At 71.5% G+C, this 25,852-nt stretch carries 23 protein-coding genes; 11 read left to right on the top strand and 12 right to left on the bottom strand.

Annotated features, from left to right (window positions below; all coding sequences use genetic code 11):
- Positions 1–310 precede the first annotated feature (310 nt).
- From ispG to dxr, 3 genes are all read right to left on the bottom strand, one after another.
- Complete coding sequence (gene ispG, locus ACFYL4_RS04780; protein WP_357762335.1) at positions 311–1,465, bottom strand: flavodoxin-dependent (E)-4-hydroxy-3-methylbut-2-enyl-diphosphate synthase; 1,155 nt, start codon at positions 1,463–1,465, stop codon at positions 311–313.
- 273 nt (positions 1,466–1,738) lie between these two features.
- On the bottom strand, positions 1,739–3,094 hold the full coding sequence (locus tag ACFYL4_RS04775) for a M50 family metallopeptidase (protein ID WP_387516431.1): 1,356 nt from the start codon (positions 3,092–3,094) through the stop codon (positions 1,739–1,741).
- A gap of 28 nt (positions 3,095–3,122) precedes the next feature.
- Entirely contained in the window at positions 3,123–4,325 is a 1,203-nt protein-coding gene (gene dxr, locus ACFYL4_RS04770) for a 1-deoxy-D-xylulose-5-phosphate reductoisomerase (protein WP_387516624.1), read from the bottom strand.
- Between the two features lie 337 nt (positions 4,326–4,662).
- Between dxr and ACFYL4_RS04765 the strand changes: the two genes are divergently transcribed.
- From ACFYL4_RS04765 to ACFYL4_RS04750, 4 genes are all read left to right on the top strand, one after another.
- Positions 4,663–6,333, top strand: a complete 1,671-nt coding sequence (locus ACFYL4_RS04765) for a CocE/NonD family hydrolase (protein WP_387516429.1) — start codon at positions 4,663–4,665, stop codon at positions 6,331–6,333.
- Positions 6,334–6,525: 192 nt separating this feature from the next.
- The gene (locus ACFYL4_RS04760) at positions 6,526–7,602 is read left to right on the top strand and encodes a trypsin-like serine peptidase (RefSeq protein ID WP_387516427.1); all 1,077 of its coding nucleotides are present in this window, start codon (positions 6,526–6,528) and stop codon (positions 7,600–7,602) included.
- 249 nt (positions 7,603–7,851) lie between these two features.
- Positions 7,852–8,274: a hypothetical protein gene (locus tag ACFYL4_RS04755; RefSeq protein WP_357762324.1), complete on the top strand. Its 423-nt coding sequence runs from the start codon at positions 7,852–7,854 to the stop codon at positions 8,272–8,274.
- 47 nt (positions 8,275–8,321) lie between these two features.
- Positions 8,322–10,112, top strand: coding sequence for a hypothetical protein (locus ACFYL4_RS04750; RefSeq protein ID WP_387516622.1), 1,791 nt, complete (start codon positions 8,322–8,324; stop codon positions 10,110–10,112).
- 24 nt (positions 10,113–10,136) lie between these two features.
- On the opposite strand, the gene ACFYL4_RS04745 is transcribed toward ACFYL4_RS04750, so the two are convergent.
- The gene (locus ACFYL4_RS04745; protein WP_357762321.1) at positions 10,137–10,733 is read right to left on the bottom strand and encodes an HD domain-containing protein; all 597 of its coding nucleotides are present in this window, start codon (positions 10,731–10,733) and stop codon (positions 10,137–10,139) included.
- 51 nt (positions 10,734–10,784) lie between these two features.
- On the opposite strand from ACFYL4_RS04745, the gene ACFYL4_RS04740 reads away from it, so the two are divergent.
- Positions 10,785–11,669: a 3-methyladenine DNA glycosylase gene (locus ACFYL4_RS04740; protein ID WP_387516425.1), complete on the top strand. Its 885-nt coding sequence runs from the start codon at positions 10,785–10,787 to the stop codon at positions 11,667–11,669.
- Between the two features lie 2 nt (positions 11,670–11,671).
- Here ACFYL4_RS04740 and ACFYL4_RS04735 read toward each other — a convergent pair whose 3' ends face one another.
- Positions 11,672–12,112, bottom strand: coding sequence for an SdpI family protein (locus tag ACFYL4_RS04735; RefSeq protein WP_387516423.1), 441 nt, complete (start codon positions 12,110–12,112; stop codon positions 11,672–11,674).
- 10 nt (positions 12,113–12,122) lie between these two features.
- Positions 12,123–12,542 carry a thiol-disulfide oxidoreductase DCC family protein gene (locus ACFYL4_RS04730; protein ID WP_387516421.1) on the bottom strand — a complete coding sequence of 140 codons (420 nt, stop codon included), beginning with the start codon at positions 12,540–12,542 and terminating at the stop codon, positions 12,123–12,125.
- A gap of 105 nt (positions 12,543–12,647) precedes the next feature.
- Here ACFYL4_RS04730 and ACFYL4_RS04725 point away from each other — a divergent pair, with 105 nt between their 5' ends.
- Together ACFYL4_RS04725 and ACFYL4_RS04720 are read left to right on the top strand one after the other, a co-directional pair.
- On the top strand, positions 12,648–13,934 hold the full coding sequence (locus tag ACFYL4_RS04725; protein ID WP_387516419.1) for a sensor histidine kinase: 1,287 nt from the start codon (positions 12,648–12,650) through the stop codon (positions 13,932–13,934).
- Positions 13,934–14,677, top strand: coding sequence for a response regulator (locus ACFYL4_RS04720; protein ID WP_387516417.1), 744 nt, complete (start codon positions 13,934–13,936; stop codon positions 14,675–14,677). The genes ACFYL4_RS04725 and ACFYL4_RS04720 overlap by 1 nt, the downstream gene beginning before the upstream one ends.
- 5 nt (positions 14,678–14,682) lie before the next feature.
- Here the strand turns inward: ACFYL4_RS04720 and ACFYL4_RS04715 are convergent, their stop codons facing one another.
- Positions 14,683–16,305 carry a serine hydrolase gene (locus ACFYL4_RS04715; protein WP_387516415.1) on the bottom strand — a complete coding sequence of 541 codons (1,623 nt, stop codon included), beginning with the start codon at positions 16,303–16,305 and terminating at the stop codon, positions 14,683–14,685.
- 140 nt (positions 16,306–16,445) lie between these two features.
- On the opposite strand from ACFYL4_RS04715, the gene ACFYL4_RS04710 reads away from it, so the two are divergent.
- From ACFYL4_RS04710 to ACFYL4_RS04700, 3 genes are all read left to right on the top strand, one after another.
- Positions 16,446–17,036: a GNAT family N-acetyltransferase gene (locus ACFYL4_RS04710; protein WP_387516413.1), complete on the top strand. Its 591-nt coding sequence runs from the start codon at positions 16,446–16,448 to the stop codon at positions 17,034–17,036.
- 115 nt (positions 17,037–17,151) lie between these two features.
- The gene (locus tag ACFYL4_RS04705; protein ID WP_387516411.1) at positions 17,152–18,279 is read left to right on the top strand and encodes a helix-turn-helix domain-containing protein; all 1,128 of its coding nucleotides are present in this window, start codon (positions 17,152–17,154) and stop codon (positions 18,277–18,279) included.
- Positions 18,276–18,833: a hypothetical protein gene (locus tag ACFYL4_RS04700; RefSeq protein ID WP_357762298.1), complete on the top strand. Its 558-nt coding sequence runs from the start codon at positions 18,276–18,278 to the stop codon at positions 18,831–18,833. Before ACFYL4_RS04705 ends, ACFYL4_RS04700 begins: the two co-directional genes overlap by 4 nt.
- Positions 18,834–18,950: 117 nt before the next feature.
- Here ACFYL4_RS04700 and ACFYL4_RS04695 read toward each other — a convergent pair whose 3' ends face one another.
- The 5 genes from ACFYL4_RS04695 to ACFYL4_RS04675 all read right to left on the bottom strand — a co-directional run bounded on the left by ACFYL4_RS04695 (position 18,951) and on the right by ACFYL4_RS04675 (position 25,079).
- Positions 18,951–20,057, bottom strand: coding sequence for an oligopeptide/dipeptide ABC transporter ATP-binding protein (locus tag ACFYL4_RS04695; RefSeq protein ID WP_357762295.1), 1,107 nt, complete (start codon positions 20,055–20,057; stop codon positions 18,951–18,953).
- Positions 20,054–21,142: an ABC transporter ATP-binding protein gene (locus ACFYL4_RS04690; RefSeq protein WP_387516408.1), complete on the bottom strand. Its 1,089-nt coding sequence runs from the start codon at positions 21,140–21,142 to the stop codon at positions 20,054–20,056. The genes ACFYL4_RS04695 and ACFYL4_RS04690 overlap by 4 nt, the downstream gene beginning before the upstream one ends.
- A gap of 2 nt (positions 21,143–21,144) precedes the next feature.
- On the bottom strand, positions 21,145–22,173 hold the full coding sequence (locus tag ACFYL4_RS04685; RefSeq protein ID WP_387516406.1) for an ABC transporter permease: 1,029 nt from the start codon (positions 22,171–22,173) through the stop codon (positions 21,145–21,147).
- A complete protein-coding gene (locus ACFYL4_RS04680) occupies positions 22,173–23,177 on the bottom strand; it encodes an ABC transporter permease (protein WP_387516404.1) in 1,005 nt (334 codons plus the stop codon). The genes ACFYL4_RS04685 and ACFYL4_RS04680 overlap by 1 nt, the downstream gene beginning before the upstream one ends.
- A gap of 234 nt (positions 23,178–23,411) precedes the next feature.
- Positions 23,412–25,079 (bottom strand): ABC transporter substrate-binding protein, encoded by a 1,668-nt coding sequence (locus tag ACFYL4_RS04675; RefSeq protein ID WP_387516402.1) that lies wholly within the window; start codon positions 25,077–25,079, stop codon positions 23,412–23,414.
- A 357-nt stretch (positions 25,080–25,436) separates the two neighbouring features.
- Between ACFYL4_RS04675 and ACFYL4_RS04670 the strand changes: the two genes are divergently transcribed.
- Positions 25,437–25,841, top strand: a complete 405-nt coding sequence (locus ACFYL4_RS04670) for a hypothetical protein (protein WP_387516400.1) — start codon at positions 25,437–25,439, stop codon at positions 25,839–25,841.
- The last annotated feature ends 11 nt before the right edge of the window (positions 25,842–25,852 follow it).

Genomic DNA, 25,852 nt, shown 5'->3' with positions numbered 1-25,852 from the left:
GCGAGTAGCATGACCCACATTCATTGCCTCTGTCCGCTTTCCATGGCCGAATCATGCGCACTGACGCAAGAAAACGCACACCGTGGTGATCCGTGCCACGTGACGTGACTCATCGCGGACCTGCCCCCCGACCGGCGGTGGCGCCGGTCCGGGCCACCGGTGGGTGTAAGCCTCCGGCGGTCCCGCGTGTTCCCGAACGGGGCACACGGGTGCCCACCCCCGAGTCGGACGCGGGTCCGGGCACGGCAAAGGGGGCACGGCGCACGCCGTACCCCCTCCGATCGGTGGCCCCCTCAGGGGGCGGTGCGGATCAGCCCGCCACGGACACGCTGGGCTCGCCCTGGACCCCGGCCTCGCCCATCTCCTCGGCGATGCGCATGGCCTCCTCGATCAGCGTCTCGACGATCTTGGACTCGGGGACCGTCTTGATGACCTCGCCCTTGACGAAGATCTGGCCCTTGCCGTTGCCCGAGGCCACGCCCAGGTCGGCCTCGCGCGCCTCACCCGGACCGTTCACGACACAGCCCATGACGGCCACCCGCAGCGGCACCTCCAGGCCCTCCAGACCGGCGGTGACCTCCTCGGCGAGCGTGTACACGTCCACCTGGGCGCGGCCGCAGCTCGGGCAGGAGACGATCTCCAGGCCGCGCTCGCGCAGGCCCAGGGACTCCAGGATCTGCGCGCCCACCTTGACCTCCTCGGCGGGCGGCGCCGACAGGGACACGCGGATGGTGTCGCCGATTCCCTCCGACAGCAGCGCGCCGAAGGCCACGGCGGACTTGATGGTGCCCTGGAAGGCCGGTCCGGCCTCGGTGACGCCCAGGTGCAGCGGGTAGTCGCAGGCCTGCGACAGCAGCCGGTAGGCGTTGACCATCACGACCGGGTCGTTGTGCTTGACGGAGATCTTGATGTCCTGGAAGCCGTGCTCCTCGAACAGCGAGCACTCCCAGAGCGCGGACTCCACCAGCGCCTCGGGGGTGGCCTTGCCGTACTTGGCGAGCAGCCGCCTGTCGAGCGATCCGGCGTTGACGCCGATACGGATCGGGGTCCCGGCAGCCGAGGCCGCCTTGGCGATCTCGGCGACCTTGTCGTCGAACTTCTTGATGTTGCCCGGGTTGACGCGCACCGCCGCGCACCCGGCGTCGATCGCGGCGAACACGTACTTGGGCTGGAAGTGGATGTCGGCGATCACCGGGATCTGCGACTTCTTGGCGATGATCGGCAGCGCGTCAGCGTCGTCGTTGGTGGGGACGGCCACACGGACGATCTGGCAGCCCGAGGCGGTGAGCTCGGCGATCTGCTGGAGGGTCGCGTTGATGTCGGAGGTGCGGGTCGTCGTCATCGACTGCACGGACACGGGAGCGTCGCCGCCCACCGGGACGTTCCCGACCATGATCTGCCGGGTCTTGCGCCGGGTCGCCAGCGGGCGCGGCGGGGTGGCGGGGATACCGAGATCAATGGTCACGCTAGGTTCACCTCGTCTGCCGCCGGAGGGAGGGGCGGCACTTGATGTCGTCCGGTCGTGGAGAAACGGGGCGCGCACACCGCGCCCGCGCGGGCGTCTTCCGGGAGATCCGTCCCGGTGGCCTCGGCCACGGCGGCGATCCCGGTACGCGACCCCCAGGTTACCCGCCCTTGGGGCGGCGCTCGGCCCTTCGTGGCCGCGCTCACACCAGTTCAACCGGTGTTCACCCCCTCAGGGGGCGCGGGGGGGCGCTCCTGAGGGGGCGGCCGGAGGTCATCCGAAGAGCCGGACCGGGTTGATGAGGTCGGCGACGAGCAGGATCACGCTGAACACCAGGAAACAGGCCACGATCACGTAGGCCACCGGTGTCAGCAGCGCGACGTCCACCGGACCGGGGTCGGGGCGTCTGAACAGCCGCGCCGTCCACTTCTTGACCGACTCCCAGACCGCCCCGGCCATGTGCCCGCCGTCCAGCGGCAGGATCGGCAGCATGTTGAAGGCGAAGAGGAAGAGGTTGACGCTGGCCAGGATGCTGATCATGATCGCGACGGTGTCGACCACGGGCAGGCCCTGCGACATGATCTCGCCGCCGATGCGGGAGATGCCGACGATGCCCACCGGGGAGTCCTCGGTGCGCTGTTCGCCCAGGAACGCCGCGCCGAACACCTCGGGGACCCGGCTGGGCAGGGCGATGATCGCCTCTCCGACCCCGACCAGCATGGAGCCGACCTCGGAGACCGACTCCCCCACGCTCAGCGGCTGGCGCTCCTGGACGAACACCACGCCGAGGAACCCGACGACCTCGGTTGCGGCGACCCTGCGGCCCTGGTCGTCGTAGACGAGGTCGCCGTTCTCGTCGGTCTCGTAGACGATGTTGCCGTCGGCGTCCCGGGCGGGCAGTTCGTTCTCGACGATGTCGACGTCGGTGGTGAGGCGCTCACCGTCGCGCTCGACCACGAACTCGGTGCTGCCCAGGGACTGGCGGATCTGCCGGTTGACGGTGGCGCCCGTCACGGGCTCGCCGTCGATTGAGACGATGACGTCGCCGGGCTCCAGGCCCGCCTCGTGGGAGGGGGTGGGGGCGAACGCGTCGGTGCACTCGGTGGCGGTGACCCCGGCCGGGACGACGCACTCGCGCACCGACCCGATCTGCGGGGTCTCCTTGTGCACGCCGATGCCCATGAAGAGCACGCCGAGGAGGATGACCGCGAGCACGAGGTTCATGCCCGGCCCGGCGAACATCACGATCAGGCGCTTCCAGGGGGCGCGCTGGTAGAACTGCCGGTCCTGGTCCTCGGGAGACAGCTCCACGAAGGAGGCCTCGCGGGCGTCCTCGGCCATCGCCCGCCACCGGGACATCTTCTTGGCCCCGGTGTCGGCCCGCTCGCGGGCGGGCGGCAGCATGCCGACCATGCGCACGAACCCGCCCAGCGGAATGGCCTTGATCCCGTACTCGGTCTCGCCCCTGCGCACCGACCAGAGCGTCTTGCCGAAGCCCACCATGAACTCGGTGCACTTGATCCCGAACGCCTTGGCCGCGGTCATGTGGCCGAGCTCGTGCCAGGCGATCGAGAGCAGCAGTCCTACGACGAACAGGACGATCCCGACCACCGTCAGCAGAACGACCATGCACCACTCCTCAAGCCGATGTCGGTCCTCAGCCGCGGGTGAGCAGCTCGCGCGCGCGGGTTCGGGCCCAGGTGTCAGCGGCGTACACGTCGTCCAGGGTCAGGGTCGAGGCTCCCGGACGGTCCGCCCTCTGGTGTTCAGAGACTACCTGGGACACGGTGTCCATGATCGCCGGGAACGCGAGGTTTCCCTTGAGGAAGGCGTCCACCGCCTCCTCGTTGGCGGCGTTGTACACGGCCGGGGCGGTGCCGCCCGAGGCGCCGACCTCGGCGGCCAGCCGCACGGCGGGGAAGGCCTCGTGGTCCAGCGGCTCGAAGGTCCAGCTCTGGGCGCGGGTCCAGTCCATGCCGGGCGCGGCGTCGGGGACGCGTTCGGGGGCGCTGATGCCGTAGGCGATCGGGATCATCATGCTGGGCGGGCTGGCCTTGGCCAGGGTGGTGCCGTCGACGTACTCGACCATGGAGTGCACGATCGACTGCGGGTGCACGACCACGTCGATCCGGTCGAAGGGCATGTCGAACAGCAGGTTGGCCTCGATCACCTCCAGGCCCTTGTTGACCAGGGTCGCGGAGTTGACGGTGATGACCGGCCCCATGCTCCAGGTGGGGTGGGCCAGGGCCTGCACTGGGGTGACGTCGGCGAGTTCCTCGGCGCGTCGGCCGCGGAAGGGGCCGCCGCTGGCGGTGACCACCAGGCGTCGCACGTCGGAGCGGGCGGCGTGCACCAGGCCCTGGGCGGGGCTGGTGAGCTCGCCCTCGGGCAGGTGGGGGAAGCACTGGGCGAGGGCGTAGTGCTCGGAGTCGACCGGGACGATCTGGCCGGGGGCGGCCAGGTCGCGCACGAGCGGCCCGCCGATGATGAGGGACTCCTTGTTGGCCAGTGCGAGGGTGGTCCCGGCGCGCAGCGCGGACAGGGTGGACTCCAGGCCCAGGGCACCGGTGATGCCGTTGAGGACGACGTCGCAGGGGTGCCCGGCGAGCGCGGCGACGCCCTCGGCGCCGACCAGCACCTCGGCCTCGGAGCCCTGCTCGCGCAGGAGGCGGGTCAGGTCGGCGGCCCGGGCCGGGTCCGCGACGGCCACGCGCTCGACCCCGAGCTCGACCGCCTGCTTGGCGAGCAGGTCGGTGCGGCCGCCCCCGGCGGCCAGCCCGACCACCCGGAAGCGTCCGGGGTTGCGCTGGACGATGTCGACGGCCTGGGTCCCGATCGAACCGGTGGAGCCGAGGATCACTACTGTTCGCTGCTGTTCTTCTCGCACCCGCCCATTGTCGCGCACCCGGCGCGCCGCCGCCGGGGCCTGTGGACAACCCGCGAGGAACGCGGGGCGAACCCCGGGGACGCTGTCACGGCGCGGCGGCCCGGGCACGGGCGCGCGCGGTACGGCACGGGCGCGTCCGTGTGACGGGGTCTTTACAACGGGCTCCGGATCACCTAACTTGACTGGCGAGTAAGTTACCTCACAGTAGAGTGCGGTGCCGATCACGTTCGGCGCCCCCGGCCCCTTCCGACGGCGTCGGCGCGAGCGACCGTCGGAGCCTCCCCGCCCCCACCCCTCCGAGGTTCCCGCCATGCCCCCAGCCAGCACGCGCTCCGTCAGTACGCGCTCCCCCTCCCCCGCGCGCGTCCCGTTCCGCGCGCGGTTCCACACCCTGTCCGCCGTGGCCGTGGCCGCCGCCGTCGCGGTCGCCGCGCTGTCCCCCGCCCCCGCCTCCGCCGTCACCGTCGCCTCGACCATCGGCTACGAGACGATCGTCAGCCACGACGGCACCGAGCTCAAGGCCAAGGTCATCACCCCCACCGGCACCGAGGGCCCGCACCCGCTGCTCGTGATGCCCTCCGCCTGGGCCACCCCGCACATCCTCTACGTCGGCGCGGCCAAGAAGCTGGCGGAGGAGTCCGGATACCAGGTCGTCGCCTACTCCTCACGCGGGTTCTGGGACTCCGGCGGCGGCATCGAGGTGGCGGGGCCCGAGGACCGGGCCGACGCCAGCGCCGTGATCGACTGGGCCCTGGAGAACACCGGGGCCGACCCCGACCGGATCGGTATGGCCGGCATCTCCTACGGCGGCGGCATCAGCCTGCTCACCGCCGCCGAGGACGACCGGGTCCGGGCGGTCGGCTCCATGAGCGGCTGGGCCGACCTGGAGGCCTCCCTCTATCCCAACGCGACCATCGACGTGCAGTCCGCCGAGCTGCTGCTCCTGGCCGGGAACCTGCTCGGCACCCCCGGGGAGTCCCTCAGGGAGATGGAGCGCGAGTACCGGCGCGGCAACGTCGACCCCATCCTGGAGATGGCCCCGGACCGCTCCGCCGCCACCAAGGTGGACCGGATCAACGCCAACGGCACCGCCGTGATGATGGCGCACGGCTGGAACGACGGCATGTTCCCCGCGGGGCACATCGCCGACTTCTACGAGGAGCTGACCGGCCCAAAGCGGCTCATGCTCACCCCTGGAGACCACGCCACCCCCGAGGCCTTCGGCGCGGTCGGGCTGCCCAACGAGGTGTGGGAGGACCTGGCCCGCTGGTTCGACCACCACCTGAAGGGCGAGGACAACGGCGTCGACGCCGAGGAACCGGTACGGGTGAAGCCCAACAACGGCTCGGGCGGGTGGACCTCGCACGCGGACTGGCCCTCGGTGACGGCGTCGGCCGACGAGTACCACCTCGGTGAGCCCAGCTCCAGCTGGGGTCGCTGGCGGAGCGAGGGCGCGATGGGCACCGAGCCCGCCACGGGCTGGGAGTACGGCTTCCGCACCGGGATCGGCACGACCGCCGAGAGCGGCACGGTGATCCTCTCCGGGGCCCTCCAGCAGTTCTTCGACGTGCCCACCGGCGTACTGCTGCCCACCGTGGACCGGTACCGGGCCGCCGTGTGGACCAGCCCCGTCTACCCCGAGGGCGCCCGGGTGGCCGGGACCCCCGAGGTGACCTTCACCGTCACCCCGACCGTCGCCGACCAGTCGGTCTTCGTGTACCTGTACGCGATCAACGACCGGGGCACCGGCTCCCTGCTCAGCCACGCCCCGTACACCCTGCGGGGCGCGACCCCGGGCGAGCCGGTGACGGTCGACACCGAACTGTCCTCGGTGGTCTGGGACGTCCCCGCGGGGCAGCGGCTGGCCGTGGTCGTGGACAGCCGGGACGCCCGGTACGTGAACGAGAGCCGGATCGGGGACAGGGTCACGGTGAGCTCTCCGGAAGAGGCGCCGACCCGGGTCACCATCCCGCTCGGGTAGACACCGGTGCCCCCGGACGCGGGGTTTCGGCGCTCATCGGCGCCGAAACCCCGCGTTCCGGTCAACGCACCGCCACGTGTCGGGCGGCCCCGCCCGACTCCGCGCGAGGTCGGGCGGCCGTCTTCCCGAGAAAGCCGCGACACAAACCCAAAGTAGTTATCGTGTTACTCCAAGTGTGCGAAGATCAGGGGCATGACCTCGCCCACCGCACGCAGGATCTTCGCCCCGCTGGCCGCAGCCGCGGTCGCCCTCGGGGGTCTCGCCCTCATCGACCACCTGCCCGCCCCGGCCGCCGCCGTCTCCCACGCCGTCCACTCCTCCGCCGCCCTCCCGGACGCCCTCGCCCCTGGGGGACCCGCTCCACAGGGCGCCGCACCCCATTCCCGTATGGACGGGGTCGTCCACCAGACCGGGGCCGTGACCAACGAGCAGCGCACCGCCGTCCTGGACTACTGGACGAGCGACCGCATGGCCGCCGCCCAGCCCATCACCAGCCTCGTCGAGTCCACCCTCGGGCTGACCGAACCGCTCCAGAGCTCCGCCGGGACCGAACCGCAGGCCTCCAGCCCCAACAGCGACGGCGACCGCTGGAACGACGGCGGGAAGGTCACCAGGACCACCGGCAAGGTCTACCTGACCATGGACGGCCGCGACTTCACCTGCTCGGCCTCGGTCGTGGACTCCGCCAACCGCAGCACCCTGGTCACCGCCGGGCACTGCGCCAAGGATGGGAAGGGCTCCTGGGCCCAGAACTGGACCTTCGTCCCCGGCTACTCCTCCGGGGACAGCCCGCACGGCAAGTTCACCGCCCGCGACCTCATGGTCGTCCCGCAGTGGTCCAACCGGGCCGACGACAGCTACGACTTCGCGATGGTCGTGCTCAACGAGGACGGCGGGACCGCGGTGCAGGACCGCGTCGGCGCCCAACGGATCTCCTTCGACACCTGGACCGAGCAGAGCGTGTCCAGGGGCGTGCAGGTGTACACCTTCGGCTACCCGGCCGCCTCCCCCTACAACGGCCGCGAACTCCACTACTGCTCCGGCCGGACCGTCCCCGACACCGGCGGCACCACCGCCAACGGGGTGCGCTGCACCATGACCCAGGGCTCCAGCGGCGGACCCTGGTTCTCCGGCTTCGACCCGGCCACCGGCACCGGCACCATCTCGTCCGTGGTGAGTTTCAAGTACGCCGACGACCGCGGCACCCAGTACGGGCCCCGCCTGGGCACCGAGGCCCGCGACCTCTTCGACCACGCCTCGAAGCTGTAGGACGCCGCGCACGAGGGGTGCCACGGGGCGGCGGCCGCACACCGGCCACCGCCCCCGTGCGCGTCGCGCCGTGGCCCCTACGGATCGATCCCGGTCAGCACCGGCGCCCGCTCGTGGGTGCGGTCGGTCATCGCCGCCCGCCGTCCCTCCGGTGGAGGGGTTGCGGACGGTCATCCCGGTGGCGCACACGCACGGGAAGTGTCGGCCCCGCCGACCATCCTGGGAGCAGTCGACCCACCAGGAGCCCCCTTGAGCGTCAGCCTGTACTACAGCGCCCGCCGCGACACCCCGCTCAGCGACACCGAACGCGCCGCCGTGGACCGGATCACGGCCGAGGGCGAGCGGGCGCTGGCCGCCCACGCCGAACGCCTGCTGCCCGAGTGGATCGCCCTGGGAGAGGTCACCGACCCGGCCCTGGGACCCCCCGAACTCTTCGAGCCCCTGGCCCCGTACGCCGTGTACGCGGGCGCCGGAGAACTGTTCGCCGGGGCCAGCAAGCTCTCCCACTCCGCGAGCGGCCCCCTGCCCGTCATGGCACACCTGCGCCACTACCTGGCCGCCCTCGCCCGGCTGCGCGAGGAGATCCCCGGAGCGCACTGGCGTGTGGCGATTGATGACTTGGCCGTTCCTTGGGTAAACGGAGAGTACGACCTGGAGGCCGCGGGGCGGTGACCCGCACCCCCGGGTCCGCAGCAGCCGACGGGAACCCGGGGGTGCCCTTGCCGCTCGTCTACCGCACGATGGTCGCGGTCCACCACGACGGCGACCTGGTCTCGGTCGCCTCCTCCGTCCTGTCCCGCTGGCTGAGCAAGCGCGGCAACTCGGGGGCGCGGGTCGACTTCACCGCTCCGGGCCGGTACGAGCTGAGCAACCGCTCCCGTGCGCTGGTGGTACGCCACCACAACGCCGACGAGGGCCTGACCTTCCTGCGGCTGACCACCGAGTCCGACAAACCCGAGGGTGTGTGGCGCACGCTGGCCACGGTGGTCGTGGACCCCGAACTCTCCCCGTGGAGCCACGTGTGGATCGACATGACCGTCGACCCCGCCGGCCCCGCCGCCCCGAACGCCCCCCGCCCCGACGTGATGCCGCCCGAGGTCGCGCGCATGCTGCTGGAGTCGGTCGACGCCCACGACGGTGCCCATCCCCTGCCGTCCTCTCCCCGGATCGTGCGGGGACGCGACGACGGGGACGTGGCCGCCCTCCTCTCGACCATCCACGACCCGCTGCGCCGTCTGGCCATCGTGGCCACCGGCGCGCCGCGCGACGTCACCGTGGCCGACTGGCGCGCGTCGATGGCCGGGGCCCTGTCACGGTGCACCGGCATGTGCGCCGGATACGTCCTGGACGGGGCCGCACTGGACCGGGTGGGCGCGCTGCTGCCCCGCGGCCTCGACGTGCCCCCGGGCGGAGTGCGCACCCTCCTGCCGGGCGTGGACCCGGCCGACGCCTCGGACGCCCGGCGCCACCCCCGGATGAGCCCCGGCACCCTCGACACGGCACGCGACGGCGAACGCGTGCGCAACTGGGTGGGCGCGGCCCTGTCCAGGCGGGTGCGCGACAACGCGCTCGGCCTGGGCCTGCCCGACGCGCTCCGGGCGATCGACGGCCTTCTCACCGAGGAGACCGAGGACCTGCGCCGGGGTCCGCGCACCCGTGCCCCCGTTCCCCCACGGGCACCCACAGGATCGGGGAACGTCATCGCACACCAGTCGGAACACGACTCCGCCTCCTCCCTGGAGCGCGCCGCCGCCCAGGCCCAGGAACACCAGGTGCGGCGGCTCCGCGAGGAGGTGCGCAGGCTCAACGCGCGGATCGGGGAGCTGTCGGAGGAACACCAGGCGGCGCTCGCCGAGAACTCCGACCTGGCCGAGGAGCTGGCGCTGGCCCGGGAGGAGCGTCGGGCCGCCCGGTTCGAGGCGCGGTGGCTGCGCGACCGTGTGCGGGAGGAGGGCCTGTTCCGACTGGCCGCCGAACCGGCCCCGCGCGACACCGAGCTGCGACCGCCGTCCAACGTCGTGGACCTACTGGAGCGCATCACCGACGGTTCCGCGCTGCCGCACCTGTTCTTCACCATCGAGGACCAGACGGTGCGCGAACTCTCCGACAGCCGCAAGGAGGGGCTGTGGGTGACTCGCGCCTGGGAGGCCCTGCTGGCCCTGAACGACTACGCCCGCTACCAGTTCGACAACCCCGGGAGCGGACTGGGGTTCCACTCCTACCTGCGCGAACCGCCGAACGGGTACCGGGTCATCCCGGTGAAGCGGCTGGCCTCGCAGGAGTCGGACCACGTCCGCAACCGGGGCAAGCTCCACGAGAAGCGGGTCTTCCGGGTACCGGCCGAGGTGGAGCCGGACGGCCGGGTCCCGATGTACGCGCACATCAAGCTGGACACCGAGTACGGCATCTGTCCGCGGCTCTACTTCTTCCCGCACCTGGGCCCGGACACCACCAACCGCGTGTACGTGGGCTACCTGGGAAGGCACCTGCCGGTGCAGCAGTCGAACTGAGCGCCGCGCCCCGCGCCGGAGCGGTCAGACCAGGGCGTGCCCGTGGGCGCGGGACAGGGCGGCCAGGTCCGGTTCCCCGTAGCGCTCGACCAGCTCCCGGAAACGGCGTTCCTTCTCCGGTCCGAAGCGGCGCACCTTGGCGGCGTAGGTCGCGGCGGTGAGGAAGACCGGCGGTTCGCTCTTGCTGTGGAACTTGTCGGCGTACATCACCAGCTCCTCCTCCGGGGTCTCGGCGAGGTAGTCCGCGACGGGGACCGGCAGGCCCTGGGAGACGACGTCCTCACGGGTCACACCCACGCCCGTGTGGTGCGAGCAGAACCGGCACAGGGTCCGGGACCACCCCTCCTCCGCCAGCAGCCCGTGGCCCAGCACCCCGTGGCTGACGTAGCGGGGGCCGTCGATCACCCCCCGCGCGTCCATCAGCCGGTAGACGCCGACGTCGTGGAGCAGACACCCGGCACGGACCAGATCGGCGTTCACACCCCGGTCCCCGCGGTCCAGGAGCAGTTCGGCCACCTCGCACACCGCCCGGCAGTGGGAGTACACGCGCTCGAAGGCCTCGGCCGTGGGCGCGTGGCGCTCGTGGAGGGCGCGGATCTGTTCGTCGGTGGGAATCTGCACCCCAGCAGCCTAGGGCAGGGCCGGGGACCGGCCGCGCGTACCCTGGGTGCCGTGACGGGAACGAGGACCGCGGCCGTGGCAGACCTGGCGGAGACGGAGTGGCGCGAGCGCGCCGAGCTGCACGCACGGCGGGTCGACGCCCTGGTCGGCGACCACGTCCGGCGCCGGAGCGCCGGGGAGCGCCACCCCGTCGAGGACTTCCTGTTCACCTACTACAACCTCAAGCCCGCACAGCTGCGGCGCTGGCACCCCGGGGCGGGGACGGTACTGCTGGGCGGGGGCGCCCGCGAACGGCTCTCCGAACGCTTCTACGCCGAGCGCTCGGGCGGGGTGGGACTGGACGTCCCCGCCTTCCTGGCCGCCCGGCCCGTGCTGGACTTCGTGGAGCGGCTGTTGTCGGCGGTGGCCGAACGCCCCGCCCACCTGGGCTGCTTCGGGCTGCACGAGTGGGCGATGGTGTACCGGACCGAGGAGGTCCGACACGGGCAGGTCCCCCTCCGGCTCGGGCACGCGGGCACCGACCGGGTCGTGGAGTCGCACCGGGTCCAGTGCTCGCACTTCGACGCGTTCCGGTTCTTCACCGGCCCCGCGCGCCCCCTCAACGTCCTCCAGCCCTCCCGGGAACGCCAGACCGAACTCGACCAGCCCGGCTGCCTGCACGCCAACATGGACCTGTACAAGTGGGCGTACAAGCTCACCCCGGCGGTCCCCTCGGAACTGGTGGCCGACTGCTTCGAGCTGTCGAAGGAGATCCGCGTACTGGACATGCGCGCCTCCCCCTACGACCTGCGCGCGTGGGGGTACGACCCGGTACGGATCGAGACCGCCGAGGGCAAGGCCGCCTACATGGAGTACCAGCGGGACTTCGCCGAACGCGGCGCGGTGCTGCGCGGACGGGTCCTGGACGTGTGCCGGGCCCTGCGCGCGGCGGCCTGAGCTCAGGGCAGGTCCGCCCGGCCCGCCTCACGCGCCTCGCGTTCCCGCGCCACCCGGTGGGCCCGGAGCACACCGGTGAGGAGCACCACCGTGGAGGCTCCGATCGGGACGAGCACGGCGGCGGCCTGGCCTTCGGGCGTGGCAGCCAGCGGCAGCCAGAACAGTCCGGGCAGACAGACCAGACCGGCGGCGACGTTCCAGCGAGCCGCGGCCTTGTGCACCGCGTACCAGGCGGACTCGCTGGAGCGGGTGTAGGCCGTGCGGATACCGACGAACGGGCTGGGACGCAGCCCGCGCCGCCCCCCTTGGACACCGACGTACACCAGGACGGCCGTGACGAGTAGTAGGCATCCCGCCATGGCCAGGGCCGCGAACGGGGGCATCATCTGGTCGGTCGCGGCCTGGAGCGTCGTCGGCCCCGGGGCCGGAGGCGGGTGGCGCACGGGGTGGTCCTCACTTCGCGGTCGGCAGGGTACAGGAGGAGGTTCCGCCGGGCAGGCGGTGCCGGTTCGCGGCCACGACCCGGTAGACGGCGCGGTTCACGACCCGCGCACCGGGCAGCAGAAGGAACCGGCCGAGGACCCGGGCCGGGCGCCCGCCCCCCAGGAGCACCCCGGCGACGGCGTCGCCCCCGGCCAACCGCCGCCCGTCCGGATAGACGATCCAGGCACGCGCGTCGGTCTGCTCCGGCGTCAGCCCCAGAGCGGGCAGGTCGCAGTCCTGCCAGGCCGCGAAGGCGGTGCGGGTGCGCAGGCGGTCCCGGGCGAACGCGACCGCGCGCTGGCAGAAGCCGCAGTCCCGGTCGTACAGGAACAGCCCGGAACCGGACGGTGCGTGCGCGCCCGACCCGGATGTCGGCGATTCCTCTCCCATACCCCCATCCTTACCCCCCGAGGACCCCGTGGACAGTCACCGGTGTCATGGGACATCCGTCATACTCCCTTCGCGCGGGGACGCCGCCTTTGGGAGGGTGGGGCCATGACCGATCTCCCTCGGCGGTCGCTGGTCGACCTCCTGGACCCGCGCGGCCCCCGCCCGCGTCCCGTCGCGCACCTCGTGTTCGGGTCCGTGGTGCTGAGCTACGTCCTGGTGCGCTCCCTCAACGCCCTGGCGGAGGGCCGGTTCGTCCCCGCGCACTTCGCGTACCCCGACCCCGTCTTCCTCCTCATGCTGGGAGCCCTGGTGCCGGTGTGCGCGCTGTGGCCGTTCACCGCGTGGGAGCCCGGCGCCCCGGCACCTCGACGGGCCGCGACCGTGGCCTTCCTGGTCTCCTGCACGGTGGTCATGCCGCTCACCGCCGAGTTCGGTCTCCACGGTCTGGTCGCCGTCGCCCTCACCCTGGCACTGTGCGCCTTCGGCCTACCCGGCGGCCTGGCCATGGCCGTGGTGTTCGCGCTGCTCAACACCGTCCTGGGCCTGGCCGGTCTGCCGTTCGGCTACGCGCTGTTCAACGGGGCCCTCTTGCTGCTCTACGGACTCGGGGTGCTCACCGCCGTGCGGGCGCTGGTCGGCGCGGCCCGGCAGGCCCACCGCACCCGCGAACTCCTGGAGGAGCTGGAACAGGCCCACGAGCTCCTGCGCGCGCACGCCGCCCGCGACCGGGAGCGCGCGATCGCCGACGAGCGGGACCGGATGGCCCGGGAGATGCACGACAGCACCGGCCACCACCTCAGCGCCGTCCACCTGTGCCTGGTCAACGCCGAGCGGGCGGTCGCCGCCCTACCCCCGGACCTGCCGCCCGACCTCCTGGACGGCCTGCGCGAGGACGTCGGCCAGGCCCGCAGGCTCACCAAGGAGACCCTGGCCGACACCCGCCGCTGGGTGCGGGCGCTCAAACCCGTCGCGCTCACCGAACGCTCGGGGGCGGCCGCCCTGCGCTCGCTCACGGACTCCTTCGGCGAACTCGGAGTGGCCACCTCCTTCACCAGCGGCGGCGCGTGGCCCGAGGACCTGGACGCCGAAGCCGAGCTGGTCGCCTTCCGGTGCGTACAGGAGGCGCTGACCAACGCGCTGCGCCACTCCGGAGCCAGCCGGGTCGACGTGGACGTGCGCACCGGAGCGCGGGCGCTGGAGTTGGTCGTGGCCGACGACGGGAGAGGACCGGACGACGGTGCCCCCGGCTTCGGGCTGACCGCGCTGCGCGAGCGCCTGGCCGCACTGGGTGGGACCCTGGAGACCGGGCCCCGGGCCGGGGGCGGGTTCGAACTCCGTGCCCGGCTCCCGCTCACGACCAACGAACGCGCACGGGAACTGGAGGCGGCGTGATGTCGAGGCCCCACCGCGAAGGGGAACGGGTCCGGGTGCTCCTGGTGGACGACCACCGGATCGTCCGCCGGGGCATGGCCCGGCTGCTGGCCTCGGAAGCGGACATCGAGGTGGTGGGCGAGGCTGAGGACGGGGTGGCCGCCCTGGAGCTGCTCGACTCCCCCGAACTCGCCCGACCGCCCCACGTGGCCCTCGTCGACGTGCACATGCCGCGCATGGACGGCACCGCCCTGCTCGCGCGGCTGGCCGAGCGCCACCCCGACGTGGCGGCTGTCGTGCTGACCAGCTTCGACGAGGACGAGCACCTCTTCGCCTGCCTGCGGGCGGGTGCGAAGGGGTACCTGCTCAAGGACGCCGAACCCGAGGAGGTCGCCGAGTCCGTCCGCCGCGCGGCCCGGGGCGAGACCCTCCTGCTCGGGCACGCCGCCGCCCGGATGGTCGCCGCACTGACCAGAACCCCGGGGGCGGCGGAACCCGGTGCGACCGGGACCGGGTCGGCCGGGGCCCGCCCGGCCCCCGCCCGGCGCGGCGGCGCGGACGACCACGGTCTCACCGGACGCGAACTCGACGTGGTGCGCCTGGTCGGGTCCGGGGCCAGCAACCGCGAGATCGCCCGCGCCCTGTTCCTGTCCGAGGGAACCGTGCGCAACCACGTCACGCACGTGTTGCGCAAGCTCGGTCTGCGGGACCGCACCGCCCTCGCCCTCTGGTTCACCTCGTGGGAGGGCGACCGGGACCGCTGAGGCCGTCAGCCCCAGGCGACCGCGGCACCCCAGGCCATGAGGCCGCCCAGGGCGAGCGAGAACAGCACCGACACGGCGAACACCGGTACGTGCAGCCAACGCCACCGTCCCGCCTCCACCGGAACCCGGCTCCAGTGCCAGGACCCCACCACGACCGACGCCGCGATCAGCCCGACCCCCAGCGCCCACACGACCACGGGGGTCGCCACCCAGCCGCCGAGCCGCGCCGCGAACAGGCTCCAGGCCACGGCCCCGAGAGTGAGCGACACCAGACGCAGCCGGTCGAGCGGCCGTTGCGTGACCAGGGTGCGACGGCGCAGCGTCAGGGACAGCAGGAGCAGGGCGGGCAGCAGCACCATGAGCAGGGTCTGGGACAGCGCGATCCACGCCGGAACCCCCTGCACCCTCTGCGGGTCCTCCCCCAGCAGCTGGAAGCCGAGCGCGGGCGCCTCCACACCGAAGCTGTTGGCCATGATCACCACCGAGCGCTCCCCGTCCGTGGCGACCATCGTGCGGGTGCCGTTGGTGCCGCCGCTGTGCCAGGTCACCAGGCCGACGTCGGGGACTTCCAGCAGATGCCAGCCCAGTGCCATACCCAGCCCCTCCATGCCCGTCCCCGGAGCGGCGGCCTCCACCTCCTCGTAGACCGGTTCCAGTGCTCCGATGCCCGGGGCCTCGCCCTCCGCCACAGCGGTCATGAACCGGACCAGGTCCTCGGGGGTGCTCCAGGTCGCGACCCCGGCGGCCGCGTAGTCGGTGTTGCGCCAGTCCTCGTTGCGCGCCCCCGGCTCACGGTGCGGACCCGCGGCGCCCTCGGGCACCCCCGAACCGCTGATCACCGTGGCGTCCATGCCGAGCGGCTCCAGCACCCGCTCGCGCACGAGCTCCGGGTAGGGCGTCCCGGACTCGGCGGCCAACGCCTCCCCGAGGAGCGCGTACCCGGCGTTGCTGTACATGTGGCGGCCCGGGGCCAGGGGCGCGGCGGAGGCCGCGAACTCCAGCGGCGGGTGCGCCATCCGGTAGGTGTCACCCGTCGCCAGGCCCCGCAGCGTGCCGAGCCATCCGGTCTCGACCTGGGTCACGAACCCGGCGTGGTGGGTGGCCAGGTCCTCCAGGGTGGCCTCGGCGAAGGCCGGGTCGCCGAACTCGGCGTCGGGGAACACCTCCTCCAGGGTGCGGTCCAGTGAGGTCTCCCCTCGGTCCACCATGTCCGCCAGGGTCATCGCGGTGAGGGTCTTGAACACCGACGCGGTCTCGAACCGGGTGTCCGGAGTGATCGGGGCCGCGCCGTCGGCGGTCCCCGCCGTCACCCACTCGACCCGGTCCGGGGCGTCGTTGCGGAATCGGGCGACCGCCAGCCCCTGGATCTGGCCCGTGTCCAGGGCGGCGGCCACGTCGGCGGCCAGGGCGTCGTCACCCTCCAGCTCCACCGCCGCGACCGGCGCCCGGTGCGGGAGCAGGGGAAAGAGCAGGTGGGCCGCCAGGGCCGCGGCGGTGCCGATCACGAGGGCCGTCAGCAGCACTCGGCGGGGCGCGGCCTGCGCCCTGGGCCGTCGGTGGCGCTCGGGAGCGGGCGGGTCGGTGACCGGCCGGTCCTGCGGGGGGTGCTGCGTGTCAGAGGAGGTCATGGTCCCGATTCTTCGGCCGGACCCCCTGCGGGCGACAGTCACGGAGGTCATGCCCGTGTCACGCCCCGCACCCGTGACACGGGGAACGGGTCCGGGAAAACCGGTGGTGCCCGTGGCGGAGGCCGCACAGAATGGGCCGGATGGCCCCCTTGGAGATCCGCCCCTACCGTCCCGCCGACGAGGAGGGGTGGTTGCGCTGCCGGGTGTTGTCCTTCCTCCACACCGCCTACTTCGACGACGTGAAGACGGCCAAGCCGGAGTTCGACCGGCCCTGTGTGGAGCTGGTGGCCGTCTCCGGCGCCACCGTCGTCGGTATCCTGGACGCCGAACGGTCCGGGGCCGGCGCCACGATCGACACCGTCGCGGTCCACCCCGACCACCGGGCGCGGGGAATCGGGACCGCCCTGTTGGAGGCGCTCCTGGCCCGGCTCCGGGGCACCGGGGTCCGCGCACTCGACGCCTGGACCCGCGACGACGCCGACACCCTGGCCTGGTACCGGGCGCGGGGCTTCACCGACCACGACCACTACCTGCACGTCCACGCCGAGGGGGACGAGGCCGCGGAGGCGGTGACCCCCCGCGTCGGGTTCCACGTGGGCGGGGCCTTCCTGCACGCGGACCCGGCCGAGGAGGCACGGCTGCGCGCCGCGTTCGCCCGCGTGTACGTGTGCCGCCGCTTCACCCGCCCCGTGGCCCCGCGGGGAACGGACGGGTCGGCGGCCGCCCGGTAGGACCGGCTCCACGAGGCACCTTGCCGCTGCCATGACGTGCGGCGAAGGCACATCGCGACGGGCTCGCCCCGACTGTCACGGGAGCCCGCCGCCGACGTGTTCTATTATGGAACACATGGTCCTCACCTCTGCCGAGCTGGGTCATCGCGTGGCCCAGGCCCGCCAACGCGCGGGTCTCACACAGATCGAGCTGTCCCAGGCCATCGGCGTACACCGGTCCGTACTCGCGAAGATGGAGAGCGGCAACCGTCGGCTGACGGCGTTGGAGCTCGCCGAGGTTGCCGATGCCGTCGGTGAGAGAATCGAGTGGTTCGTCCAGGAGGCCCCGCCCGCGATCGTGTCGCACCGCAACGTCACGGACCCCGGTGAACCCAGCCCCCGCATCGACACCGAAGTGGAACGTCGCGCCCGCGACGTGGAGTTCATCGCCCGCAATGACAGCGGATTCCGGGACAGAGTGCGGCGCCCCCCCGAACATCCGATGCCCGAAAACGGGGAAGAGGCCGACGAGCTCGCCGAACGGGCCCGTGTGCTACTCGGCGCTGACCCGGAGGGGCCGTTGTGCGACCTCGGCAGAACGGTGGTTCGAGCCGGGCTGCTCCCGTTCGTCATCGACCTTGGCACCGACGCCGCCGACGCGGCCAGCGTCCTTCTGGAGACCGGCGCGGTCGCGGTGGTGAACGGCGATCGCCGCGTGGGACGTCGACGCCTGTCCCTGGCACACGAGCTGGGACACCTCCTCGTCGCCGACGAGTACACGGTCGACTGGCGCATCGACGGAAGTTCGAGCCGGGACTCGCGCGAACAGCTGATGGACCGGTTCGCCCGCTCCCTGCTGCTCCCGGACGCCTCCCTGCGAGAGGCCTGGCGAACGTGGGCGGGACACGAGGACGACAGCCTCCGAGCGGCCACCGTTCGAACGGCCAGCAGGTTCCGCGTGGACATGTCCACACTGGCACGTCGACTCGCCGAGCTCGGTCTGGTCAGCGGCGCGCAGGCCGCTCAGGTGCGCATGACCAGAACCACCAGAGCGGACATCGTGCAGTACGACCTCGTCAACGCGGACGAGCTCGCCGAGAGCCAGCTCCCGCGCGAGTACGAAGCGGCCGTGCTGCGTCTGTTCACCTCCGAGAGAATCAGCGAAGAGCGCGCCTTGGACCTGTTGATGGGGACGTGGTCAACAGCGGATCTTCCGGAGCTGCCACGATTGAACGAGTCGGCCATATGGCAGTTCGTTTCATGAGCGGACCGCCATCGGAGGAGATCGTCCTCGACACCGGCCCTCTGAGTCACCTCACCGAAGCCGGATGGCTGGGTGTGCTGCGCACGGTCGCGGGCCCGCGCACCGTCGTCATCACCGGCGAGGTCGAACACGAGTTGCGCCAGGGTGCTCACACCAGACCGTACCTACAGCAGGTCCTCGGAGCCGAGTGGCCGAAGAGGCACACCCTGGAATCCGGTGCCGAGATCGAGTCCTTCGCCCGCTTCTCCGAGTTCCTCGTCGCGGGAGGTCGAAATGTCGGAGAGAGCTCGGTCCTCGCCTACGCGCAGGTACACAAGGCCACGGCGGTGATCGACGACCGCGCGGCCCGGCGCTTGGCCCAGGACGCGGGCATCCCCTTCCAGGGAACTCTCGGTCTGCTCTGCGAAGCCATCCGCGCTGGCCTGCTCACCACGGCCATGGTCGGCAGCCTGGCGGACCACCTTCTGGAAACCGCTTACCACCTTCCCTTCCCCGCGGGCGGTTTCGAACGCTGGGCGAATGACCACGGGATCATCTCCCCGCGAGGGGGCTGAGCGGGTTCCGCAGGGATCGCGCGGACGACACCGGTTCCGGACCGGCGCGCCGATGGCGGCTCCGCACACGCGCGTGCGCGGGGCCCCGCTGACGGGACCCCACACACGCGTTCCGACTCAGCCCGCCCCGTGCACGATCCGCTCCGCCAGCTCCTCCCGGGGCTGGATCTGCCCGGACAGGATCTGCTCCGCGTAGTGGCACGCCACCCGGTGTGTGCCGCCCTCGGCGCCCTTCAGCGGGCGCAGCTCCGGGCGTTCGGTGTCACAGCGCTCCTCCTGGCGCCACGGGCACCGGGTGTGGAACCGGCAGCCCGCCGGCGGGTTCGCGGGCGAGGGCAGGTCGCCTGCGAGCAGGATGCGCTCCCGGCCATCCTCCACCGTCGGGTCCGGCACCGGGACCGCCGACATCAACGACCGCGTGTACGGGTGCAGTGGGGTCTCGTACAGCTCGTCGCTGGAGGCCTCCTCGACCATCGACCCCAGGTACATCACCCCCACCACGTCGCTGACGTGCCGCACCACCGCGAGGTCGTGCGCGATCACCAGGTAGGTCAGGCCCAGCTCCTCCTGGAGCTCCTCCAACAAGTTCAGCACCTGCGCCTGGATGGACACGTCCAGGGCCGACACCGGCTCGTCGCAGATGATCAGGTCCGGCTCCAGGACCAGCGCGCGGGCGATCCCGATCCGCTGGCGCTGGCCGCCGGAGAACTCGTGCGGATAGCGCTGGAGCGCCTTGGCCGACAGCCCCACGCGCTCCAACGCGTCCACCACCCGCCGGCGCTGGTCCTTCCTGGTCTCGGCGGCCCGCTCCGCCCGGCTCGCCTTCTGGGCCGACGCGCCCTCCGGACCGCCGATGCCGTGGGTCTGGAGGCCCTCCAGGAGGATCGACCCGATGTTCTGACGCGGGTTGAGGCTGCCCAGCGGGTCCTGGAAGACCATCTGGAGGTTGGCGCGTTCACGGCGCATCGACTCCGAGTCGAGCCCCGCCAGGTCGCGCCCGCCGAACCACACCTCGCCCTCGGTGATCTCGTTCAGCCGCAGCACCGCGCGGCCCAGGGTGGTCTTGCCGCAGCCCGACTCCCCCACCAGCCCGTAGGTCTGGCCCTTCTCGATACTGAGCGAGACCCCGTCCACGGCGCGCACGTGCCCCACCGTGCGGTCGACGATCACGCCCCGCCTGATCGGGAAGTGGACCTTGAGGTCCTTGATCTCCAGCAGGCTCATCCCCGCTCCTCCTCGTCGTCGCCCACCACGGCCGGGCTCTCCAGCACGGCCCGGTCCACCACGTCGGCGTGGCTGATGGGGTTCACACAACGGTGGACGTGTCCGGGGTCCCCGTCGCCGACGCCGACGAGCTGGGGCGGCCCCTGGAGGCACTCCATGGTGTAGTGGTCGCAGCGCGGGGCGAACGCGCACCCGTCAGCCCACGCGATGTTGTCGTTGACCGAACCGCGCACCGGGGTGAGCGGTTCGCCGCGCGGCGCGTCCAACCGGGGGATGGACCCGAGCAGACCCACCGTGTAGGGGTGGGTGGGGTCGCTGAACAGCGGCGCCCGCTCGGCGGTCTCCACGGCGCGGCCCGCGTACAGCACGTTGATGTCGTCGCACAGCCCGGCCACCACACCGAGGTCGTGGGTGATCATCAACAGCCCGGTGCCCTCCTCGGTGACCAGGTCCTTGAGCAGCTCCAGGATCTGCGCCTGGATGGTGACGTCCAGAGCCGTGGTGGGCTCGTCCGCGATCATCAGACGCGGCTTGCACGCCACCGCCATGGCGATGAGCGCGCGCTGGCGCATCCCGCCGGACAGCTGGTGCGGGTACTCGTTCAGGCGCCGGGTGGGGTCGGGGATGCCCACCCGGTACAGCAGTTCGGCGGCTTCCTTGCGCGCCGCCGCGCCGCGCATCCCCCGGTGCCGCTTGAGGATCTCGGTGACCTGGACCCCGATCGGCACCACCGGGTTGAGGGAACTCAGCGGGTCCTGGAAGATCATCGCCAGCTGCGAACCGCGCAGGTCGCGCATCCGGCGCTGGGAGACCCGCAGCAGGTCCGCCTCACGGACCTCCTCGCCCCGGTCGGACAGGCGCATGACGGCGCTGCCGCCGACCTCCACGCCCCGGTCCGGGAGCAGGCCCATGAGGGCCAGGGAGGTCACGCTCTTGCCGCAGCCCGACTCGCCGACCAGCCCGGTGACGCGCCCCTCCTCCAGGGTGAAGGACACCCCGTCGACGGCACGGGTCGGTTTCTGGCCCTTGCGGCGGAACACCACGGACAGCTCGTCCACCGCCAACAGCGGCGTGCTGGAACTCATGGTCACTTCCTCAACTTCGGGTCGAGCGCTTCCCGCAGCGCCTCACCCAGCAGGGTGAAGCCGAGCGCGGTGATGATGATGCCCAGGGCCGGGTAGACGGCCAGGGACGGTGCGCTGGACAGGAACCGCTGGGCCTCGGACAGCATCGTGCCCCACTCGGGGTAGGACGCGTCCGGGTTGCCCAGGCCCAGGTAGGACAGGGCGGCCGCGTCGATGATGGCGGTCGCCAGGGTGAGCGTGGACTGCACGATCACCGGCCCCATGGAGTTGGGCAGGATGTGCGTGAGGGCGATCCGGTGCTTCTTCACTCCCAGGGCCTGCGCGGCCAGCACGTACTCGCGGTTGCCCTGGGAGATCATCGCGCCGCGCAGCAGGCGGGCGAAGATCGGGACCTGGGCGATACCGACCGCGATCATGACCGTGGTCAGGCTCGGGCCGACCAGGGCCGCGACCGTGACGGCCAGCAGCAGGGTCGGCATGGCCAGCATCATGTCGATCACACGCATGACGACGTTGTCGACCTGGCGCCCCCAGCGACCGCCCAGCACCGAGCACGCACCGGCCATACCGCCCAGGAGCGCGCCGAACAGGAAGCCGACCAGGGTGGCGACCACGCCCACCATGAGGGTCTGGCGGGCGCCGATCACCATGCGGGAGAACATGTCCCGGCCCAGGTGGTCCAGGCCCAGCCAGTTCTCGGCGCGCGGCCCGACGAACTCGTTGCGGTTCGGGAAGACCTCGTTGCCCCAGGCCTGGGAGGTGGGGCTGTAGGTGGCGATCAGGGGCGAGAACAGCGCGATGACGAGGAACAGCGCGACGATGACCGCGCCGGTGATCGCCATGGGGCTGCGCCGCATCCGCTGGAAGGCCTCGCTCCACACACCCGCGCCGTGGGTGCCCGCGTCCCGGTCTCCCATGAGTTCGGCGAGCCGGTCGATCTTGTCGGCCCGGCGCTTGTGGAAGGGCACCTTCTCGTCGGTCCCCGCGGTGTCCGGGGCCTCGGACGGGTTCTGACTCGGTGTCGTAGGCATCACTGGGCCCGCACTCTCGGGTCGAGGAGGCTGTACGAGATGTCGACCAGGAGGTTGATGAACACGTACATGGTGGCGATGAGGAGGATGAAGCCGGTGAGCACCGGGTAGTCACGGGTCTGGGTCGCCGCGTAGACGAACGAACCGATCCCCGGGAACGCGAAGACGCTCTCGGTGAGGACCGCTCCCGCGAAGAGGCTTCCCGCGAGCAGGCCGACCGCCGTGACCACCGGCAGCAGCGCGTTGCGGAGCACGTGCCGGGTGCGCACCGTGGTGCGGTGCAGGCCCTTGGCGTTCGCGGTGCGCACGTAGTCCTCGCCCATGACCTCCAGGACGCTGGCGCGGGTCATCCGCGTGATGACCGCCAGCGGGATGGACGCCAGGGCCAGACCCGGCAGCACCAGGTGGGCGAGGGCGTCCATGACGACGTCCCACTCCCGAGTCATGAGGCCGTCCAGGACCACGAACCCGGTGATGTCGGTGCGACTGAGCCCCGGGGAGAGCCGGAACGCCGACGGGAACAGCCCGAGGTTCTCGGAGAGCACGACCTTGAGGATGAACGCCAGGAAGAAGACCGGGGTGCAGATGCCCAGGAGCGATCCGCCCACCGCGGCGAAGTCCAGGACGGTGCCGCGCTTGCGGGCGGCGAGGTAGCCGAGTGGCAGGCCGACGGCGACGGCGATGATCATCGCGGTCACGGCCAGCTCGAACGTGGCGGGGAAGCGGAGGAGGAACTCGTCCAGGACCGGTCGGCTGGTCTGGAGGGAGGTCCCCAGGTCGCCCTGCACGATGTTGCGCAGGAAGGTCAGGTACTGAACCGCGAGGGGTTCGTCCAGACCCAGGGAGCGGCGCAGGGCCTCACGCTGCTCCGCTGTCGCGTCGTCGGGGAGGAGGGCGTACTCGGGTCCGCCCGGCAGTCGTTGGAGCCAGACGAACAGCAGGATCGACAGACCGCCGAGTGTCGGGATCAGCTGTAGGAGTCGCCTGACGATGAATCGCAGCACCTGCGCCGCCTTTCGCCAGTGGTGGTAACGATGGACGCGGAGCGTCCCCCGCCGGTGTGCGGCGGGACGTACGGATGGGGTGGGGAGTCCCGGGGGGGTGCGGCGCGGTGTGCCGTGTGGCAGTGGGCCGCCGGGGTGGCCGGGCGCGGGGTCGGCCGCGCGGCGGGCCCGACCGGTCAGGACCGGACGGGCCCGGCACGGTTCCCCTCTCGGGTCAGGGAGGGGTGCCCGTGTCTACTTCCAAGAGGCCTCGGCGAAGTTCTCCTGGGTCAGGGGGCTCACGTTCGGCGGGTTGACGTCACCGGAGAACGCGATGGAGGGCGGGGAGCTGGAGATGGGCAGCCCCGGCAGGACGTCCATCACCATCTCGTTGAGCTCCTGGTACCCGGCGACGCGCTCGTCGTTGTCGGGGTTGGTGCTCACTTCCTCCATCTTGTCGAAGAGCTCCTGGTCGTCCATGCCCCAGGCGCTGTTGGGGGTGGAGAACCAGGTGCCGATGAAGTTGTAGGCGTCGTTGTAGTCGCCGGTCCAGCCGAGCAGGTACAGCGGGCAGTTGCCGCTGTCGGTCTGGTTGATGTACTCGGCCCACTCGTAGCTCTTGGCCTCGACCGTCACGCCGGCCGCCTGGAGGTCCTCCGAGATGACGTCGAAGATGTCCTTGGGCGCGGGCATGTACGGGCGGGTGACCTCGGTCGGGTAGCAGAACTCGAGTTCGAGGTCCTCGTAGCCGGCGTCGGCCAGCTTCTCGGCGGCCAGCTCGGGGTCGTACTCGATCTCGCGCACGTCCGGGGACCAGCCGTCGAGGGTGTCCGGGTGGAACTGCGTGGCGACCTCGCCGCCCTCGGGCAGGATGGTGTCGACGATGCGCTGGCGGTTCACGGCGTTGGAGAGGGCCTCGCGGACCTCCAGCTCGGCCAGGGCCTCGTTCTCCTGGTGGTAGGCCAGGTAGAGGACGTTGAACACGTCACGAGTGGGGACCTCGAACCCCTTGTCCTGGAGCGGGGCGACGTCGGCCGGGGCCACCAGGTCGTAGCCGTGGATGTCGGTGGCCTCCAGGGCCTGGCGGCGGGCGTTCTCGTCCGGGATGGCCCGGATGATCATGTTCTCGAAGCCCGCGGGCTCGCCCCAGTAGTCGTCGAACCGCTCGAAGGTGATCTCACCCTGGTCCTGGTTCCACTCCTCGACCGTGAAGGGACCGGTGCCGGCGACCGTGCCGGGGACCTGGGTGTACTCGGGCAGGTTGGGGTTGCCCTCCTCCCCCGTGATCTCCTGGCCCTCCATGGCCGCGATGCTGGTGGGGCTCATGATGCCGAAGGCCGCGAGGCTGAACCCGCCCGGGTAGAGCGAGGAGTACTCGGTGACCTCGATGACGGCGGTGAGCTCGTCCTCGGCCTCGCAGGACTCGTAGCGCGCCTCCGGCGGAGCGTACGTCTCGTCGTTCTCCGCGAATCCGCCGAAGATCTTCTGCCAGTAATACGAGTTGTTCGAGCTCTGGTACGCGCCGGTCAGATTGAACCAGCGGTCGAAGTTGGCGCAGACCGCCTCGGCGTTGAGTTCGTCGCCGTCGTGGAACGTGACCCCGTCCCGGAGGTGGAAGGTCCAGACGGTTCCGTCCTCGGACTGGTCCCAGGTTTCGGCCAGTCCGCCGACGATTTCAGAACCACCGGATTCGTGTTCGAGAAGGGTCTCGAATACCTGGCGGCTGTAACGGAAGGTCTCGCCGTCACTGGCGAGGAAGGGGTCCAGCGCGGTGATGTCACCGGCGGAGGCGAAGACGAACGGCTGGGAGTCGTCGTCGCCTCCTCCGGCACGGTCACTCTCCGCGCAGGCCGTCGCCACGAGCGTGAGCGACGCCGCGACGGCCAGGAGGCCGAGCGGCTTACGGGAAGACTTCGTGAACATGGTCCACCTCAGTGATGGGGGACGGGGCTTGGGTCCCGGAACGATTGTGTTGGACCCTAAACCGCGCCACGACTACCTGGGAAGGTAGACGGCTGGGTATTAATACAACCGTTTCAGATCTGTGCCGTGATCCATAGATCGCCTATTGGCCCGCACGTGTTTAACTGTGAAAGAACTTCGGCGGTATCTCGCGTACTCGAAATCGATCACCAAGGGTATTCACCCGAACACCCATTCCCCTTCTTTATCCCATCATGGGATGAATGAACTTTCTTGTCGAATGTCCGTTTTCCGGACCCCCTTCCGGAGGTCGGACCCGCGGCGCCGACAACGCGCGGTTCGTCCTATGATCTGCGGATGGACACTCCCCTTGACGACGCGGAACTCACCGCGTTCCTCGAAGGCCAGGACACCGCCTGGCTGGCCGAGCAGCTGATGCTCGTCGCCGACGAGGACCCCATCACCCGCATCCGCCTGAGCGCGGCCGCCGGAGCGGAGAGCGCGGTGGAGGAGGCCCGAGGCGTCGTGCTGACTCGGGTCACCGAGCACTCCCCGCAGGAGGCCGCGGCCGACCCCGACGACGGGGACCCGCTGCACCGCTCCCTCGACCTCCTGGACGACCTGCTCGACTACGGATTCGAGGACGAGGTCGGCGACATCGCCGACGAGGCCCGCGAGATCTACGTGAACCGCCACGGGGAGGACGGCAGCGAGCACCTGGCCCGCCTGCACGTCCTGGCGGACGGCGAGGAGGAGGACTGACCGGCGGAGCC

Source organism: Nocardiopsis sp. NPDC006938 (assembly GCF_042869555.1).
Classification (GTDB): domain Bacteria; phylum Actinomycetota; class Actinomycetes; order Streptosporangiales; family Streptosporangiaceae; genus Nocardiopsis.
This window is presented reverse-complemented; position numbering and strand designations above follow the sequence as displayed.